The sequence below is a fragment of the Bifidobacterium kimbladii genome (assembly GCF_032193675.1).
GTDB classification, from domain to species: Bacteria; Actinomycetota; Actinomycetes; order Actinomycetales; family Bifidobacteriaceae; genus Bombiscardovia; species Bombiscardovia kimbladii.
Genome location: NZ_JASTZZ010000004.1, coordinates 188500 through 204687, shown reverse-complemented (window position 1 = coordinate 204687; position 16188 = coordinate 188500). Strand labels below are relative to the sequence as shown.

At 54.4% G+C, this 16188-nt stretch carries 13 protein-coding genes and 1 tRNA gene; 8 read left to right on the top strand and 6 right to left on the bottom strand.

What is annotated here, in order from left to right:
* Positions 1-490: 490 nt before the first annotated feature.
* Positions 491-910 (bottom strand): hypothetical protein, encoded by a 420-nt coding sequence (locus QRX41_RS06795; protein WP_313839527.1) that lies wholly within the window; start codon positions 908-910, stop codon positions 491-493.
* A gap of 118 nt (positions 911-1028) precedes the next feature.
* Between QRX41_RS06795 and QRX41_RS06790 the strand changes: the two genes are divergently transcribed.
* Positions 1029-1289 (top strand): hypothetical protein, encoded by a 261-nt coding sequence (locus QRX41_RS06790; RefSeq protein ID WP_313839525.1) that lies wholly within the window; start codon positions 1029-1031, stop codon positions 1287-1289.
* A gap of 2324 nt (positions 1290-3613) precedes the next feature.
* Here the strand turns inward: QRX41_RS06790 and QRX41_RS06785 are convergent.
* On the bottom strand, positions 3614-4189 hold the full coding sequence (locus tag QRX41_RS06785) for a hypothetical protein (protein WP_313839523.1): 576 nt from the start codon (positions 4187-4189) through the stop codon (positions 3614-3616).
* A 243-nt stretch (positions 4190-4432) separates the two neighbouring features.
* Here QRX41_RS06785 and QRX41_RS06780 point away from each other — a divergent pair, with 243 nt between their 5' ends.
* Both QRX41_RS06780 and QRX41_RS06775 read left to right on the top strand, forming a co-directional pair.
* The gene (locus QRX41_RS06780) at positions 4433-4699 is read left to right on the top strand and encodes a hypothetical protein (RefSeq protein ID WP_313839521.1); all 267 of its coding nucleotides are present in this window, start codon (positions 4433-4435) and stop codon (positions 4697-4699) included.
* Positions 4700-4933: 234 nt separating this feature from the next.
* Positions 4934-7882 carry a glycoside hydrolase family 3 protein gene (locus QRX41_RS06775; RefSeq protein WP_313839519.1) on the top strand — a complete coding sequence of 983 codons (2949 nt, stop codon included), beginning with the start codon at positions 4934-4936 and terminating at the stop codon, positions 7880-7882.
* Between the two features lie 383 nt (positions 7883-8265).
* On the opposite strand, the gene QRX41_RS06770 is transcribed toward QRX41_RS06775, so the two are convergent.
* Together QRX41_RS06770 and QRX41_RS06765 are read right to left on the bottom strand one after the other, a co-directional pair.
* Positions 8266-8418 (bottom strand): hypothetical protein, encoded by a 153-nt coding sequence (locus QRX41_RS06770; protein WP_313839517.1) that lies wholly within the window; start codon positions 8416-8418, stop codon positions 8266-8268.
* A 69-nt stretch (positions 8419-8487) separates the two neighbouring features.
* Positions 8488-9510, bottom strand: coding sequence for a LacI family DNA-binding transcriptional regulator (locus tag QRX41_RS06765; protein ID WP_313839515.1), 1023 nt, complete (start codon positions 9508-9510; stop codon positions 8488-8490).
* Between the two features lie 299 nt (positions 9511-9809).
* Here QRX41_RS06765 and QRX41_RS06760 point away from each other — a divergent pair, with 299 nt between their 5' ends.
* The 4 genes from QRX41_RS06760 to QRX41_RS06745 all read left to right on the top strand — a co-directional run bounded on the left by QRX41_RS06760 (position 9810) and on the right by QRX41_RS06745 (position 14248).
* On the top strand, positions 9810-10676 hold the full coding sequence (locus QRX41_RS06760; RefSeq protein ID WP_232349646.1) for a carbohydrate ABC transporter permease: 867 nt from the start codon (positions 9810-9812) through the stop codon (positions 10674-10676).
* Positions 10673-11641 carry a carbohydrate ABC transporter permease gene (locus QRX41_RS06755; protein WP_313839514.1) on the top strand — a complete coding sequence of 323 codons (969 nt, stop codon included), beginning with the start codon at positions 10673-10675 and terminating at the stop codon, positions 11639-11641. Before QRX41_RS06760 ends, QRX41_RS06755 begins: the two co-directional genes overlap by 4 nt.
* Positions 11642-11742: 101 nt before the next feature.
* The gene (locus QRX41_RS06750) at positions 11743-13098 is read left to right on the top strand and encodes an ABC transporter substrate-binding protein (protein ID WP_313839513.1); all 1356 of its coding nucleotides are present in this window, start codon (positions 11743-11745) and stop codon (positions 13096-13098) included.
* 397 nt (positions 13099-13495) lie between these two features.
* Positions 13496-14248 (top strand): Fic family protein, encoded by a 753-nt coding sequence (locus QRX41_RS06745; RefSeq protein WP_313839511.1) that lies wholly within the window; start codon positions 13496-13498, stop codon positions 14246-14248.
* Between the two features lie 320 nt (positions 14249-14568).
* Here QRX41_RS06745 and QRX41_RS06740 read toward each other — a convergent pair.
* Positions 14569-14641 (bottom strand) — tRNA-Arg (locus QRX41_RS06740).
* 167 nt (positions 14642-14808) lie between these two features.
* Here QRX41_RS06740 and QRX41_RS06735 point away from each other — a divergent pair.
* Positions 14809-15834 (top strand): endonuclease/exonuclease/phosphatase family protein, encoded by a 1026-nt coding sequence (locus tag QRX41_RS06735; protein WP_313839509.1) that lies wholly within the window; start codon positions 14809-14811, stop codon positions 15832-15834.
* Positions 15835-15841: 7 nt separating this feature from the next.
* Here QRX41_RS06735 and QRX41_RS06730 read toward each other — a convergent pair whose 3' ends face one another.
* Positions 15842-16177 (bottom strand): exodeoxyribonuclease VII small subunit, encoded by a 336-nt coding sequence (locus QRX41_RS06730; protein ID WP_313839507.1) that lies wholly within the window; start codon positions 16175-16177, stop codon positions 15842-15844.
* Positions 16178-16188 lie beyond the last annotated feature (11 nt).

Sequence of the window (16188 nt, the reverse complement as noted above, 5' to 3'; positions counted from 1 at the left end):
AATAATCCGAAGCCGTTTGTAAATGTTGGAATTAGAATGTCACAGAATTGGTTTTGCAAATACTAAATAAATTGAATGAACTATATATTCAATGCTGATTCTTGCCGGATTTTCACAGAAGGCCTAAGTTAATTGTAATTTAGCAATATTTACTAGTCGCCCATCCGGTTCTTGACTTCTGCTAGATTTAATCATCTAGTATGCACAATATCGGGTGCAAGAATCAAAAAAATAAATTTCGATGATTGCAAATTTGACTTTAACAGTTGCCGCAGAGCAACGAACCGCCGAAGCAGCATAACGGGCTTACGGTATTCATTCGCTGAAATTGCTCAACTTATATTCGATCCGAGTAAGAACAGACTAGTAAGCCGTCGTAGATGGACACTGAAGGCGTTATCGTGGTCATATTATCTTGCCAAAATCGTCTCGTCCTAAGGTTATGGCCGAGCGTGCTGTTAAAATCTGCCTGGACGCTTGCCAATTGGTGTTAACCATGAGAAGGAAATGGACGGCCTTGTGGTGATATGCTTTCGCACCGGCCGATGAAATGGATGACAGCCCGGCTGCCATAACTGTCCTTGTCGCGCGCCCAGGACTCTTCCCAAACCACCATGTATTCGTCGTACCCCGAGCCTGGGGCCGTAAAGCGCACGTAATGCACCATCTGCTTGCAATGTTCGAAATGCACTTGGACAGCACCCGGCACCATAGGCCCCTGGATGTCAATGGCTTCCAACACCCTTTTGAAGCACAAATAGATGGGGGTATCCATATCCCGGTACTGCTTGAGCTGGGCCTTGGCTTGCTGCTCGTATCTCAGGCGCGACTGCGCATGATCGTTAACACTATTCATGGCTATTATCATATCACCTATTGTGAATAATGCACACAATGCAACAAAACCCATATGATGCTTAAAACACATATGGACTAGCAGTAGCGCTTGTGCTACTGTGTAGAAAAGGCGGGAACAAGCCGTGGATGACAGGGCAGCGCTCGCTGATGATTAAAGGAGACGAATGAACATGAAGGTAGCACAGTCGACTCAGCCACAGCAGGTCGGGGAGTCCACGCTTGTGTCCCCTGACTCGAGAGGGCGTATAATGTTGGGGAAGTCCGCGTCGCCGCTTTACAAGATGACTAAGACACCTTACGGGTATACCTTGGAAAGGGCCACTGTCATTACTGACGAGGACAGAGAGCTGCAGTCCCAGACTGCGTTCTGGGACAAGATCACCAAGGAGTTCGGCAAGGACCCTGATGGCTACGAGACAATGGAGCTGTAACCAAGATTACTAGTGGGCAAATTTGCCGGCTGGTGCATATGAGGTCGAATCCTGGCTCATTGTGTTTCGTGCAACGAACCTCGTGGCATTGTCAATACACATTTTTTGATTGCTGCTAATCTGCAGTAGATTGGTCACATTTCAATACTTGTTTACTCTTAAATTTGTAGCCTCGTTAAGGCGATGACAGTGGATATATAGCGGTAATGCTTGATTTTTATAGAGAATTGTATTGAGGGGTATTCTGGGTCTCAAAGCACAGCGTGTGTTTAGGCCTTCTTGCCTTGCTTATTGCGGGTCTATATTTATTTTTATTTGGCCGTGAATGCTGCTATACAGACTTTGGTCTTCAAATGCGTGAAAGCTTCGTGTTTCGCTTATTTGTGTTTTTAACCGACAGTATTGAGCTTGTCCCAAGATGACTAAGCGAGTAACGGTTGAGAATCAGGCGGAAATGGATGCGATAACCCGTTCAGGTGATCAAGGGACTCATCAATCATCCCGAGGCCGTCATAAGCTGCAATCCTGATGCACTACTTCTAAGTGAAGATGAGGCTGAATCAATCATGTTGCAGTGATATGAGAAATATCAGAGATTGTTGAAGGAGAGGGGTGAGGACTAGACCTGTCGTAGGGGTCTGATCTCGGCTCGATCTCTATGAGGGAATGAAATGTTGAGGCCTTAACTTGTGGCGATGAACTTTGGCATTGACTATAAAGAGTCCGGTTGTAATTGTTTAAAAAATTGAAAATTGCTTGTCGGGGAAACTGTGATCAGTCGACATGAGCAGGGTATGAGGCCGGCTGTTTCAGCCGGCCTTCTTTTTTCACAAGCATTCAATAATTCGAGTGCAATGCTGGCCGAGGACAACCTGCTCAAGCGAGTGGACAGGAAATGTTTGTTAGCAGGCTGGACGTCAATTTCAACTACGTGAACATGATTGATCCTTTCTGCGAGAACAATGACCGCACCCAGCGAACATACTGGACTTTCGTAGCGTATGAGGCCAGTTGGGGCATCCAATGGCGAAAAGTGTTCTAGCAGGAGAGCACCCGGGCCCCAAGGTCGTTGCCGTGGTGGATTTAAAAGGGATGGAGGATGCATTCCGCAGGGTCGTCACGCCATACGACTCTGACTGAAGTGAGCCAAGGAGTTGTACTGTGGAGAGCTCAGAAGTAATGAGCGAACGAGATAACCGAATGGAAAATAATAAGTAATTGTATAATAAAAGTACTGAAGAGTGGTCTGCTGATGCGATCTGGATGGGCATCAAAGAGTGATTGTGGTACTTATCGATGATATCCTCGAAAGTACATGATTGAGCCATTTGTCAAAACAGAGTCAGATGTTATGTGATCTATAGCAGTCTTTGGTTTTTTTAACTCCGGCTTCACGATCGACACCGGAGTCGTTTTATAAATGGCCGTATTCAGGCCACGATTGAGGAGTCTGAACATAGCAGCTCCGTTGTATTAACGGACTCCCGCTCCGGTTCCGTAAGAGCCCATCGAAGCCTGTTTGCTAATAACAATCGGCGAAGTAGTTGCCATCGATGTCGATTGCTGGTCCCTCATGGCCTTGCTGCATTTGATTCCACAGGTTGGGATAGTCCTGAAGATTGAACTAGCCGCTTTGAAAAGCAGATGGGGCGGATCCGCCACCTGTGGCGCTGCGGTTGCCGAACGGCCTTCTGTGGACCTTGGCGGCGGATCCGCCTTGGTGCCTGCGCCTGCAGTACCGAAAGGCCACGGCGGAGGTTTCGATTGGAACCGGTGGCTACAGAGTTAAAAGCCGCTTGGGAATCGTGGTTATAGTCAGGGTGGATCTTGTGGTATTGGCTGATTGATGGGGAATTGAGCGTTAGCCATGGGTGCTGATTATCCGGAGGGTTTCCTGCCATGCTGACATTGCTCGCGGAAGACTATGATGCTGTCTCGTTCAAAGTACTCTGCTGTATCCGCTGGAGAATGCGATATGGCTCGGCTTAGGTTTGAACGTTATAGTTGTGGATGAGAATGCCAATAGCATTTCAAATAGACCCTAGGCCACACACAAGAGTGAGAAATTATTCTTAGGTTATGGTGTCGCTTTAGATCGATGACGCCTCAATGACGGGGTTCAGATAGCAGTTTGTTATCGAGGATGGTCCGCACTGAATGCGGGCCACCGCTGCTGGAGCGAGTGCTGGTACGGCCGTTGCGAATGTAATAAATACCTGCAGGGCTTTATGCCACACGTTCCCCCATTTCATTCTTTCATGTTTGGTCTTCTAGCAATCAATAGGGCGACGTGCCGTATCGGCGAGAGAACGCTCTTAGCGGAATTATGCGGCTTGCTTTGGCAGGCTTCGAACGTGAGGATCGAGCAATGCGATCATTTCGACACCATCCGTCTGGTTGCATGTGAGCTTGTGCGAGTTGCCCTTTTTAATGTCGATTTGTGCGAATGGGAAGAAATTCTGCCCGTCGCCTGCTGGATAATTCAAGTTTGAAGAAGAGCGCTGCATGGATTGCCCATTTACCTTGCATTGCTCGGGCTTTGTCTGCTTAAGGTCAGCCCGCCGTGCAAGTACGTACAGGGTTCCTGATTTGTTTGCAGAGATAGTTTTGATACTGCCGTCACCAGAAACGTCGTACTTTGTCAAAGATGAAAAATAATTGGAGGCCTGTTCCACTGACGGCTCTGACTGATTCGCCCCCTGGCAGCCCGAAAACAGGGCCACACTCATCAATACTGCTACGAGGGTAATTATTCGTTTCCATATAGCCGCAGCCGTCCTAGCTTCGTTACAGAACTGGTTCGGCAATGCCTTGAGCCGTCCCATGCGTCCCTGGGAATCCCGCTGATGCGTCTCTGCCGGATCAAAGTTCGTCTGTCCAAAAGCCTTTACCTTTTTCATCAGTTCTCCTTAGGCAGGTGGAGGAGGTTTCACAACACTGTAATTAGATTTATGTTTCACAAGCTAGAAGAGCGTTTATTGCTATAGAAAGTTTAGCTCTTTATTTAAGAAGTACACTAAAATTTGCAGACCTGTATCATCAGTGGTCGAATGTTGATTATGTTTGCCGAGTATTAGCATGACGCGTGTGATCCCCATCGTCTGCAGACCTGAAGTCACAGCGGCTGCTCAAGGTTCTGGCCATTGGTTGGTTCTGTTGGCGCGATCAAACATTTCAATCTGAATGCCATCATCAATGCTGTTACCACCTTCGCCTTCTTCACGCTGACCATGCCCTCCCTGATTTTGGGCGAGAGCGGATCCTCCGGCTATTTCCTCTGGTGGGTGCTTATCTACTACGCCTTCATGGCCCTGTTCGATCAGCAGGTCTATTTCTTCCCCATCGTGGCTGTGGCCCTGGTTACAGTTGCGCTGGTGCTGATCGTTGTCAGCCATCGCATAGAGAGGTAAATGGCGGCATGAGTCAGCAATTCAATATCAATATTAGCCAGGCCCTTCGCAAATCATGCATGCATAATGACAGGTTGTGCCTGGACATTGATGGCTGTAAGCGCGTCCGATAGTGTTGGCTTCTACAGACATAACTTTTCGAAGTCTCCTGGCTATCTGTGTTGATGGCTTTGGGGCTGTGACATTGCCTTGGTCCGGCCGCATGGGAGCTTCATTTCAACGAGGAGGTTAAGCATGCTCCAGATAGCATGGTCTGACGTGGTGGGAGTCATAGATGCCATCAAATGGTATCTGGTAGTCTTCGCGCTCATCGTCATTGCCGCCATTATTGTTGCGGCGCTCGCTCATCTTTGGTCCGTTCCGGTCCGCAAACTGGTCCGGTCCAACGCCATAGCTGTGCCCTTGGTGGCCCTGGTTGCTGTGATCAGCATGATACTGACAGGGCCCATGTCCACGCTGTTGAATTTGTCCATGAACTCGGATGCGGCAGGAAAGGCGACGATTTCGGACGCGACCACCGCCAAGGCTGGCAAGGTGGCCAAATCCATCGCAGGAGAAGGATTCGTACTGCTGAAGAACGATGATGGCCTTCTGCCACTCACCGACACCAAGAAGCTCAATCTCTTCGGTTGGGCCTCTGAGAATCCAGTTTACGGAGGGACGGGGTCGGGCGCCATCAATGCCAGCTATGATATCCAATCCCTCAAGGATGGTCTGCATAAGGCCGGTTTCCAGACCAATGATGACCTGAGCGCGTTGTATTCCAAACTTGGCAAGCGAGATTCCTCAAACAGCACCTTCAACAAGGGTTGGTCGCTGCCCGAAGTCACTGCAGACCGCTACACCGATGATGTCATGGCCAAGGCCAAGGCTTTCTCGGATACTGCAGTGATCACGCTGGCCAGGGTCGGCGGCGAGGGCTACAACGACATGCCCCAGGACATGAGCCAGCTGCCTGCCGACAAATACCGCAACAATTCCGACAAATATGCAGACTTCCAACCAGGGGAATCGTATCTGCAGGTGTCGCGCACAGAGCGGGACATGATCGATCTGGTCTGCAAAAACTTCGACAAGGTCATTTTCCTCTACAACGGATCAAACCCCATGCAGTTGGGATTCCTCAGAGATCATCCTCAGATTCGTGCCGCCCTCTGGGTTCCTGCGCCCGGCAATGTCGGATTCGATTCCTTGGGGGAAATCCTGTCCGGTCGCATCAATCCGTCTGGACGTACGACCGACACCTTCCTTTATGACATGCGCAAGGCGCCGTGGTGGAACAATGCCGCAGCCACGGACTATGAGAATCTCAAAAGCAAGGCCGTCAGCCTGCCGGTGGCTAAGGGCGTCACCTTCAAGCTCAAGCCGTCATACATCAACTACGTGGAGGGTATCTACGTCGGGTACAAGTATTACGAGACGGCCGCCTCCGAAGGTGCCATCGACTACGACTCCACGGTTCAGTTCCCATTCGGCTACGGCCTGAGCTACACCAGTTTCAGCCAGAAAATGTCCGATATCAAAGACGAGGGCGATTCGCTCGGGTTCGCCGTCACCGTCACCAATACCGGATCCGCTTCGGGCAAGGATACGGTCGAGGTGTACTCCAATCCGCCTTACACCAACGGCGGCCTGGAGAAAGCCACAGCCAACCTGATCGCATTGAAAAAGACCCGTCTGCTGGATCCCAAGCAGTCCCAGACCATCAAGGTGTCCATTCCCAAGGAACGGCTAGCCTCCTATGACTATCTGGGTCACAAGGCCTATGTGCTTGAACGCGGTGCTTACGAGATCTCCATCAAGTCCGACTCACATCACGCGATCGATCATAAGGAATATACAGTCGATAAGGACGTGGTCTATGGAAAAGGCAATCCCAGGCCCAGCGACAAGACAGTGGCGACCAATCATATCGACGAAGTTGCCGGCGATGTCAACTATCTATCCCGCAAGGATCATTTCGCCAACTATGAGCAGGCGACTACTGCCCCTGCGCTGAAGGAACTGCCCAAGAAGTATGTCGACCAGTACCATACAAACGCTGACTTCGACAGGGCTACATACACCCGCAAGCAGGATGCCATGCCCACCACGGGTGCCAAGAACCATCTGAAGCTGGCTCAATTGCGCGGCGCGTCGGCTGATGACCCCCGCTGGGACAAGCTGCTTGATCAGATGTCAGTCAAGGACATGTCCGATCTCACCTCGATGGCTGGCTTCCAAACTGCTGCTGTCGACTCCATCGGCAAGGTGGCGACGACGGATGCGGATGGTCCTGCAGCCATCAACAACAACTTCACCAAGAAGGGTTCGCTCGGATTCCCGGTAGCAGTGGTTCTGGCCAATACTTGGAGTGCGGACCTGGCGCGGCAGTACGGCGAGATCATGGGGAAGATGGCACGTGAGATGGGCATCGTTGGCTGGTATGCGCCGGCGATGAACACTCATAGGACATCCATTGGCGGCCGAAACTTTGAGTACTTCTCAGAGGATGGCGAACTTGCCGGAGTCATTGGTGCCAATGCAGTGGCAGGAGCCAAATCCAAGGGCGTATACGCCTATATCAAGCATTTCGCCCTCTACGATTCGAATGCGATGATGGTCAGCATCTGGTCCAATGAGCAGGCGGCCAGGGAGATCTATCTGCGGCCCTTCGAGATGTCCGTCAAACAAGGCAAAGCCGACGCGACCATGGTCGGCTGGGACTACGTAGGCACCAAGTGGTCCGGAGAACAGGGGTGGATCAACACGATCATGCGCAACGAATGGGGTTTCAAGGGCATGGCTCTTACGGACTCCTTCGGGGCTGACGGCCGTGGCTTCATGAATGCAGACAACGCTCTGCCCAATGGAGTCGATGCCATGCTCTCGACGTATGGGAATGGTCCCAATGTGGTCGACAATCCCAAGTCCCCGTCGTCGGTGAAGTATCTGCGTCAAGCCAGCAAGCACATCCTCTACACGGTGGTGAACAGCGGCGCCTATGACGACGGTGGAGCCAAGGCGAATGCCATGCCAGCATGGAAGAAGATGGTGATCGGCGTGGATGTACTCACGGCCATACTCGCGATTGCCGCCGAGGTTCTATTCATTAGACGCTATCTGCGTCGGCGCTCGCAGGCTGACGCGGTCGTCACTGGTCGTGGTGACCTGACGGACCAGAATGGGCAGCAGGAATCCTGACGATTCGGGTCTCCAAGGCGGGGCAGGGGCATGATGGCTCCTGCCCCGTCTTAGTATTGATATCAGAATCGGAGTCTTAACCTTACTTGGCCTGCTTGTTTGGGATCGATGCCCGAGGGGCTCGGCTTTCCCTGGTCTGCACGACATGATTCGGGTATTGGATATTAATTCCACTGCGGTTTCTGAGAGCGGGGTGATGGAGACGACGACCAGCAGGTAGAGGGTGGTCATCCATTGCACGCTTGAGATCCTGATACTGAAATGGCTCATGAGGGCCGGGAAGGTGATGTTCATAGCCGTTTCCACGATCACGCCGCAGAAGGACATGATGCTAGTGGCTACCACTGCACCGATGACCCTGCGGGGGCTTGCCTGGGTTGCGCTCATGAGCGAGACTTCTTTCCGGCCAGGGAGGAATCATCGGAGTTCAGAGTGATGAAATAGGCCAGCATGCGGTCGAAGGCAGCCAGATCACGTTGGTCGAACCGGCGTTCAATGGCTGTTTGCTGCCCGGCTAGGCACCAGTGATCTGACATCTACTTGGGCCAAGGCAATGATGCTGAAACGGGATGGTTTAGGGGAGGGGGTCGCTGACCTTACCCTGATTATTCCTGACGCTGGCTGATGTCGCTGACCGATCCGCGCTGGATCAACTTTGCCGGAATAAGCGTCTTGGTGTTTGTAGGAACGTATTCTCCCTCACACTGGAGCTTGACTTTGGCAAAGGCCTCACGCCCGATGGTTTCAAAATCCATGCGCATGGTAGTCAGACTCAATCTTGGGACCGTTCCGATCAGAGAATCGTCGACACCGATCACGCTGACATCTTCAGGTACTCTTTTGCCGGAGTCTTTGAGGCCCTCAATGGCTCCATAAGCCATCTGGTCGTTGGCTGCATAGATGGCTGTGCAATCAGCTTCATGCGCCAAGGCTCGTCCTGCCTCATATCCGCTGTCTGCTTCCCAGTCGCCTATATAAGTAGGCGGCACTGGGATGCCGTGAGCCTGAAGAACGTCTCTCCATCCCTTGGCCCGGCTTTCCGCAGCTCGTGAGGTTGAGGGGCCTGAGATGTGGTAAACAGTGCGGTGGCCTTTTTTGAGCAAATATTCGACAGCCGAAGTCGAGCATCCGTATTGGTCGGCATCGATAGTGGGGCAATGAGCGGAAGGCTTCTCGGTGATGAGGACCACAGGTAGCTCCTTGCTGGGTTTAAATCGATCGAAATCGACGACCCTTTGTTCAAGTACCACAATAACGCCGTCGACAGGCAACTGCTTCATCTGCTCTACGATGTCCGCCAAGGTAACGTCCGATGAGTGGTTGACTACGTGGACGGTTGCCGCATATCCGAATTCTGATGCGGCTTCCACAGCGCCGTCCAGGATGCGCGCATTGCCAAATGTGGTGATGTTGAACAGGACGATGCCAATATTGTTGAACCGGCCGTGTTTCAATGCCCTGGCGGCATAATTCGGTCGATAGCCCAAGGTTTCCATGGCGTTCAGCACTTTTTGCCTGGTGTGGGGGCGCACAGCTGTGCTGTCATTGACGACTCGCGACACCGTTTGCGGCGATACCTCGGCAAACCGTGCGACGTCTTGTATCGATACCTGTTTCTTCCGTCCCATGCCTACCTGATCCAGCTCATGGGAGCTTGCCGTCCTTAGCGTCGGTTGCTCCTTGGTGGCAGACAATATGTTTGCGACACCATTTTTATAAACACCAGTATATCAGAGATTAAGAGAATGCTGGTTTCTCTGATTCATGCTATTATGGTAACGAAAACATCCGGTGAACGTCCATTGCTGTTCGATATGGTCGGAGCTTGATTGTTTGTGTTGTTGCAGAGCTTCGAGGGAGAAGGTCAAATATGGCTGCTGTTACTAGCGGCGCTGCTGCCCAATCGAGTAGTGCGCCCCGGGGCCACATGGGTTCTCGTTGGCGTGGTTGGTTGTTTATGGGGCCGTTTGCTGTGGTGTTTGTGGTGGTGTTTGTGGTGCCGGTGTTGTATGCGGTGTGGATTTCCTTGTTTCAGCATCGGATGGTCGGGGGGACGGTGTTTGTGGGGTTGGCGAATTATCGTCGTCTGCTGGCTGATGGGCAGTTCTGGTCGTCGGTGCGCCGGGTGGTGGTGTTCACGGTGGTGCAGGTGCCGATCATGCTGTGCCTGTCGGCGTTGATGGCCCTGGCTTTGGATTCGCTGCGTCTGCATGGGATGCGGTTCTTCCGTATTTCGACGTTTCTGCCGTATGCGGTGCCGGCGGTGGTGTCGGCTTTGGTGTGGGGGTTCATGTACGGGGCGAAGTATGGTCTGGTGGGCTCGTTGAACGCGTGGCTGGGCACGCATGTGGACGTGCTGCAGCCGTCGGTGCTGCTGGCGGCGATCGGGAACATCAATACGTGGGAGTTCACGGGGTATAACATGCTGATCTTCTATTCGTCGCTGTCGACGGTGCCGCGCTCCTTGTACGAGGCGGCGGCGATCGACGGGGCGGGCGAGTGGCAGGTGGTGCGCCGGGTGAAGCTGCCGGAGCTGCGGGGCTCGCTGGCGATCACGGTGATTTTCAGCATCATCGGCTCGTTCCAGCTGTTCAACGAGCCGAGCGTGATGCAGAACATGGTGCCGGGCAATGCGATCACGACGTATTACACGCCGAACATGTATGCGTATAATCTGAGTTTTTCGGGCAATCAGTCCAATTATGCGGCTGCGCTGGCTATTGTGATGGCGGCGCTGACGATGCTGGTGGCGTATGCGGTGCAGCTGCGGAGCATGAGGGAGCAGATGCGATGAGCGTGCTGGATGCTGAGGGCCGCCGGGTGCGGGCGGCGGAGCGTGCGCGGGCGCGCCGGGTGGCGGCGGACGAGCGGGCTGAGCGGCGTCGTGCGGCGTCGAGCGGGTTCTCGAACCCGTCGAATCCGCGCCGGTCGGTGTGGCTGACGCTGGCGTGCGGCGTGTTCGCCGTGTACTGCCTGTTCCCGTTCGCCTACCTGCTGGTGAACGCGACGAAGACGCAGGCGGATTTCACGAGCACGTTCGGCCTGGGGCCGGGCCGTTCGTTCGCCTTGTGGGACAACATCCGGGAGGTGTTCTCCTACCAGGACGGGATCTTCGCCCGCTGGCTGGCGAACACGCTCATGTACGTGGTGGTGGGCGCGGGCGGCGCCACGCTGCTGGCGGTGATGGGCGGGTACGCGCTGGCCAAGTTCCGGTTCCCGGGCCGCAAGGCGGTGTTCGCGGTGGTGCTGGGCGCGATCAGCGTGCCGGGCATCGCCCTGGCGGTCCCGCAGTTCCTGCTGTTCGCGAAGCTGGGGCTGACCAACACGCCCTGGGCCATGATCATCCCCAGCCTGATCAGCCCCTTCGGCCTGTACCTGATGTGGATCTTCTCGGACCAGGCCGTGCCCGGGGAGCTGCTGGAGGCGGCGCGCGTGGACGGCGCCTCGGAGTGGCGCACCTTCCGCACGATCAGCCTGCCCCTGCTGGCTCCGGGGATCGTGACCTGCGCCCTGTTCACGATCGTGGCGACCTGGAACAACTACTTCCTGCCCCTGATCATGCTCAAGGACGCGGACTGGTACCCGCTGACCATCGGATTGAACCAGTGGAAGGACCAGGCCAGCACCGCGGGCGGGCAGGCCATCCAGAACCTGGTCATCACCGGCAGCCTGGTCACCATCATCCCCCTGGTCATCGCCTTCCTCCTCCTGCAGAAATACTGGCAATCCGGCCTCGCCGCAGGAGCCGTCAAAGAATAACAAAAACCAAAACCGTGCTATAGGCGAAGAGCCATAGGACAGTGAAAGATATCAGTAGTCATGTGTTGTTGCCAAGGACAACAGAAAAGGAGATAGGGACAATGAGGTTCGAAAAGATGACGAAGGTCATAGCCCTGACAGGTGCTGTAGCCATGGCGTTCGGACTCGCCGGCTGCGGTGGATCCGGCAGCGGTTCTTCTGCGTCGGGCAAAGACGGGAAGACCGAAATCTTGGTCTGGTCCTGGGATTCGACCCTTCCTCGAACAGTCAAAGGATTCGAAGCCAAGAACCCTGACATCAAGGTGAAGGTCACCAATGTCGGCACCAACAAAAAAGAGTACACGGCCTTGAACAATGCCCTGTCCGCCAACAAGGGCGCCCCTGACCTTGCACAGGTCGAGTATTATGCACTGCCCGAATATGCCACTCAGGACAAGCTGCAGGATCTGTCTGACATGGGCGCCTCCGGATACAAGAGCTTCTACACGCCAGGCACTTGGGATTCAGTGAATTTGAATGGGGGCGTCTACGCGCTGCCTATGGATTCCGGCCCCATGGCTCTGTTCTACAACAAGGAAGTGTTCGACAAGGCCGGAGTGACCGAGGTCCCAACGACCTGGGATGAGTATTACGAGGCGGCCAAGAAGATCAAGGCTGTTGGTTCCTACATTACCTCGGACTCAGGCGATGCAGGATTCTTCGATTCCATGACCTGGCAGGCCGGCGCCAAGCCCTTTGCGACCAGCAAGGATGGCAAGACCGTCACCATCAATCTGACCGGTGACCCCAAGGTCAAGCAGTGGGACGACTACTGGCAGAAGATGATCAACGAGGACTTGATCAACACGAAGATTCCCGGATGGTCGGACGACTGGAACAAGGGCCTCAACGACGGATCAATCGCCTCCTTGCTCACCGGCGCCTGGATGCCCTACAACCTGCTGTCCGGTGCCCCTGATGCCTCCGGCAAGTGGCGTGTGGCGCAGATGCCGACCTGGGAAAAGGGCGGAACAGAGAATTCTGAAAACGGCGGGTCTTCGCTGGCTATGATCAAGACCAAGGACGACTCGAAGAGCAAGGCTGCATATAAGTTCTTGGAATACGCTTGCCATAACGCCGAGGGCATTAAGACCCGTGTCGATGGCGGCGCTTTCCCGGCTGACAACAACACGCTGAAGTCCAACGAGTTCCTTTCGATGACCAGTTTGAAGGATGCCGACGGCAAGGACAACGCCTACTTCGGCGGTCAGAAGTTCAACGAGGTCCTGTCGCAGGCCGCCAAGAACGTTCTGCCTGGTTACAAGTTCCTGCCCTTTGAGGTCTACGCACGTGGAATCTACGGTGACAAGATGACCGCTTTCACCTCCAAGTCGGCCACGCTGGATCAGGGGATTGCAGCTTGGCAGAAGGATCTGCAGAACTACGCCAAGCAGCAGGGCTACACGGTGAAAAAGTAGCAAGCCAGGCTCTGCAGAGTAGTTCTGTAATGAATGGTCGGCCAGGGAGAGATGGTCTTTCCCTGGCCGACTCTTGCATACGTATCGTGGTGTAGGCCTGCAGTATTCAATTTACACTGATGGCAGTGAGAATCAGATTGAAGACTGTGGCTCCATCTTTGCCTTTATGTACCGATGAGCAATACTAGGGTGTTCTTCGATAACCGTAACTGGCGTGTGTGGTGACACAACTTATTGTGTATAGCTCTTTTCGATCGATGTCGCCGAAGAGGTCAATGCTAAATCAGCTGTAAGCAACTCACGGCCTGCCTGTTGGTCGGAAGCCAGGTGAAAACAGCCGACGCAAAGCATGGCTGACATGAGAGAATAAGCAGCACATGAACGGAAGGAAACGCACATGAGCGGGCATGGATCACTGAGCACCAAACAACTTGCAGGGCTTCTGTACTCCATGGGCCGCACTTTTGATGGGTTGCAGTCGACCTTCATAGCTACTGAGGAGTTCTTGTGCACGGGCAATCCCCAGGTCGTCAATTCCAAGGCTGACTACAACCTTCTGCTTGACCTGCGACAGGCCGCAGAATATACCCTGCACTACGACTATGCACACAAGCCGATCGATCTGGAGTACGTGAAGTCCATCAACGCACAGCTGACAAGGACTGCCGCCATGGAACCCGGCAAGCTGCGCGACGAACGCACCCCTGTCATGGTCAATACCCCTTTGGGGAAGTATGAGCCGCCCGTGCCTGATTCCGCCACCCTTGCATACCTGATAAGAGGCACTGTTGAGGGAGCAACTGGAGAAGACATCCTGGAGGATGCGGTGCGCCTTTTCGCTGGCTTAGCCAAGATGCAGCCATTCGGTGACGGCAATAAGAGGACCGCGTTGCTCGCCGGCAATGGGTTGCTGATCGCGCACGGCGACCAATATCCGCTGACCGTGCCTACCATTGATAAGGACAGGACCTGGTTCAACCGGGAGCTGGCTGCTTATTATCTCAACAATGATCAAACGATCATTCATCATTTGGCCAGGTGGAACAGGCAGCAGGCACTGCTGGCCGAGCAGAGAGATAACGGGGATGACATGCCGTTCTCCATCCCTGAGCAGACACAGGGAACACAGATGGACGGCCCTGACTTGTAATGTCCTCTTACCTTCGGCTGGGGACGGTCAAACGAACACAGCAATCAGCACATGGTGTAAGTCAGCCCGTGCCTGATTGGCTGCTCTGATTTCAATGGTCTGCCCGGCACCTGTGTCAGCCGAACCGCGTATAAGTCTGACTAACAGTACCGATACCTCGTCCAGGACGGGCAACCCATGCCAATGTACATGTAGGGATGCAGTGGATACAGGTTAGCAGGGAATACTTGAGGCGACGCGTCAGAATACAAAAGTCATTGGGCTTGAAAATGAATGCAGGGAGCAAAGCCAGGTATTTCTTTATGCCTGAACTTTCAGGGTGCCCCGGATGCGATTCGAACGCACGACACCTTCTTTAGGAGAGAAGTGCTCTATCCCCTGAGCTACCGGGGCAACGGAAACTACTGTACCACGAAGTGCGACTCGGGCAGGTCGCTGATGTGCAGGCTAGGACCGTGTGCCTCCTGGAGAAAGTTAGCCTTTTATCCCGGTACGCCATACGGTCATGGTTTACAATTGCTCAACGGTCAAGCTGACTGTGCATTCCTTGGGAGGAGACCATGGCGAAATTCAGACAGTCCTTCCTGGTGAAGCATGTCTTTGGGTGGACGGCCAGGCTGCTGGCGCTGTCCTGCTTGCTGGTCCTGGCGGCGCGTGCCTGCCCGGCATGGCTGTCATCAATACCCTACCTGCCTGATCTGGCTGCTCTTACGCCCTGGTTCATCATCTTGAGTCTGCTGGCCTTGGTCCTGGCTCTGATGGCGTCGCGATGGTTTACGGCTTTGGTGCTTATTGCCGCCTTGGCCCTGAATGTCTACTGGCAGTACCCTTTCTACCAGCAGGGATCCGAGCTCAATGGGCAAGCGGATCAGCTCATGTCCCTTGAGCATCCTGACCGGTATGACAATGTGGCCCGGGTCATGACCCTGAATGTCTACAAGGGTCAGGCTGATGCTGATCAGGTAGTCAAGACGGTCAGCGACAACCGGGTCGAGGTGCTGGCTCTGCAGGAGGTCAGCGAGGATTTTGTGGACCGTCTGCACAAGGCCGGCATCGACCGCTATCTGCCCCACGAGCAGCTTTCCACATCTTCGAAGGAATACGCCAACGGGCTTTGGACGGCCGCGCCAATGCAGTCTCCCTCAAAGGACGACGTGGGTTCCCGCTCTTCCATGATGCCGGCGGCCAGCGTCGACTTCGGCAGGGGCAGGACCAGTGTCAGATTCGTCTCGGTCCATACCACCTCGCCGCAACCGGGCAGTTGGAATGCCTGGCGACGCAGCGTGTCCGACCTGGGAAAACTGCGGAAGCACGAGCACACGCGATACGTGCTTTTGGGGGACTTCAACGCCACTTATGATCATGCAGTTTTCCGAGACATGCTGGGGGAGCGGTTCAGTGATGGGGCACGTCAGGCCGGGCATGGCATGAGCATGACCTGGCCAGCCAACCGAGCTCCATTGCCCAGGTTGGTGGCCATCGATCATGTGGTGGTGGATCGGGACATCAGGGCTAATCGGCTGCAGGTCGTACCTATCGCGGGTTCGGATCATGCGGCCCTGCTGGCCACGGTGATGGTGGAGTAGTGGATTTTCAGGCATCCAAGTTGGACTGGGTGCCAGCCTGGGCCCCGGCGCTGGCCTGCTCCTGCTGAGCAGCATCAAGTTTGGCCCGCACTTGGCCCAGTAGCTCCTGGGCCCGCTTGGCCAGAGCCTCGCCGATCTCCCACTGACGCATTGAGGCATCCAGATCCAGGCCGCCGGCCTCCAGCGCCTGAACCGCCTGGATCAGCTGGTCACGGGCCTGCTCATAGGGCAGTTTGGCGATGGTTTCGCGTTCCTTCTGGCTCAGGGCCGAGGCCAGTACCGGCTCTTCCTTGCCCTGCTCCGTCTCCTTCTGCTGGGTCTGCTCTTCGTCGGTGTCGCTCATGCCTGCTCCTC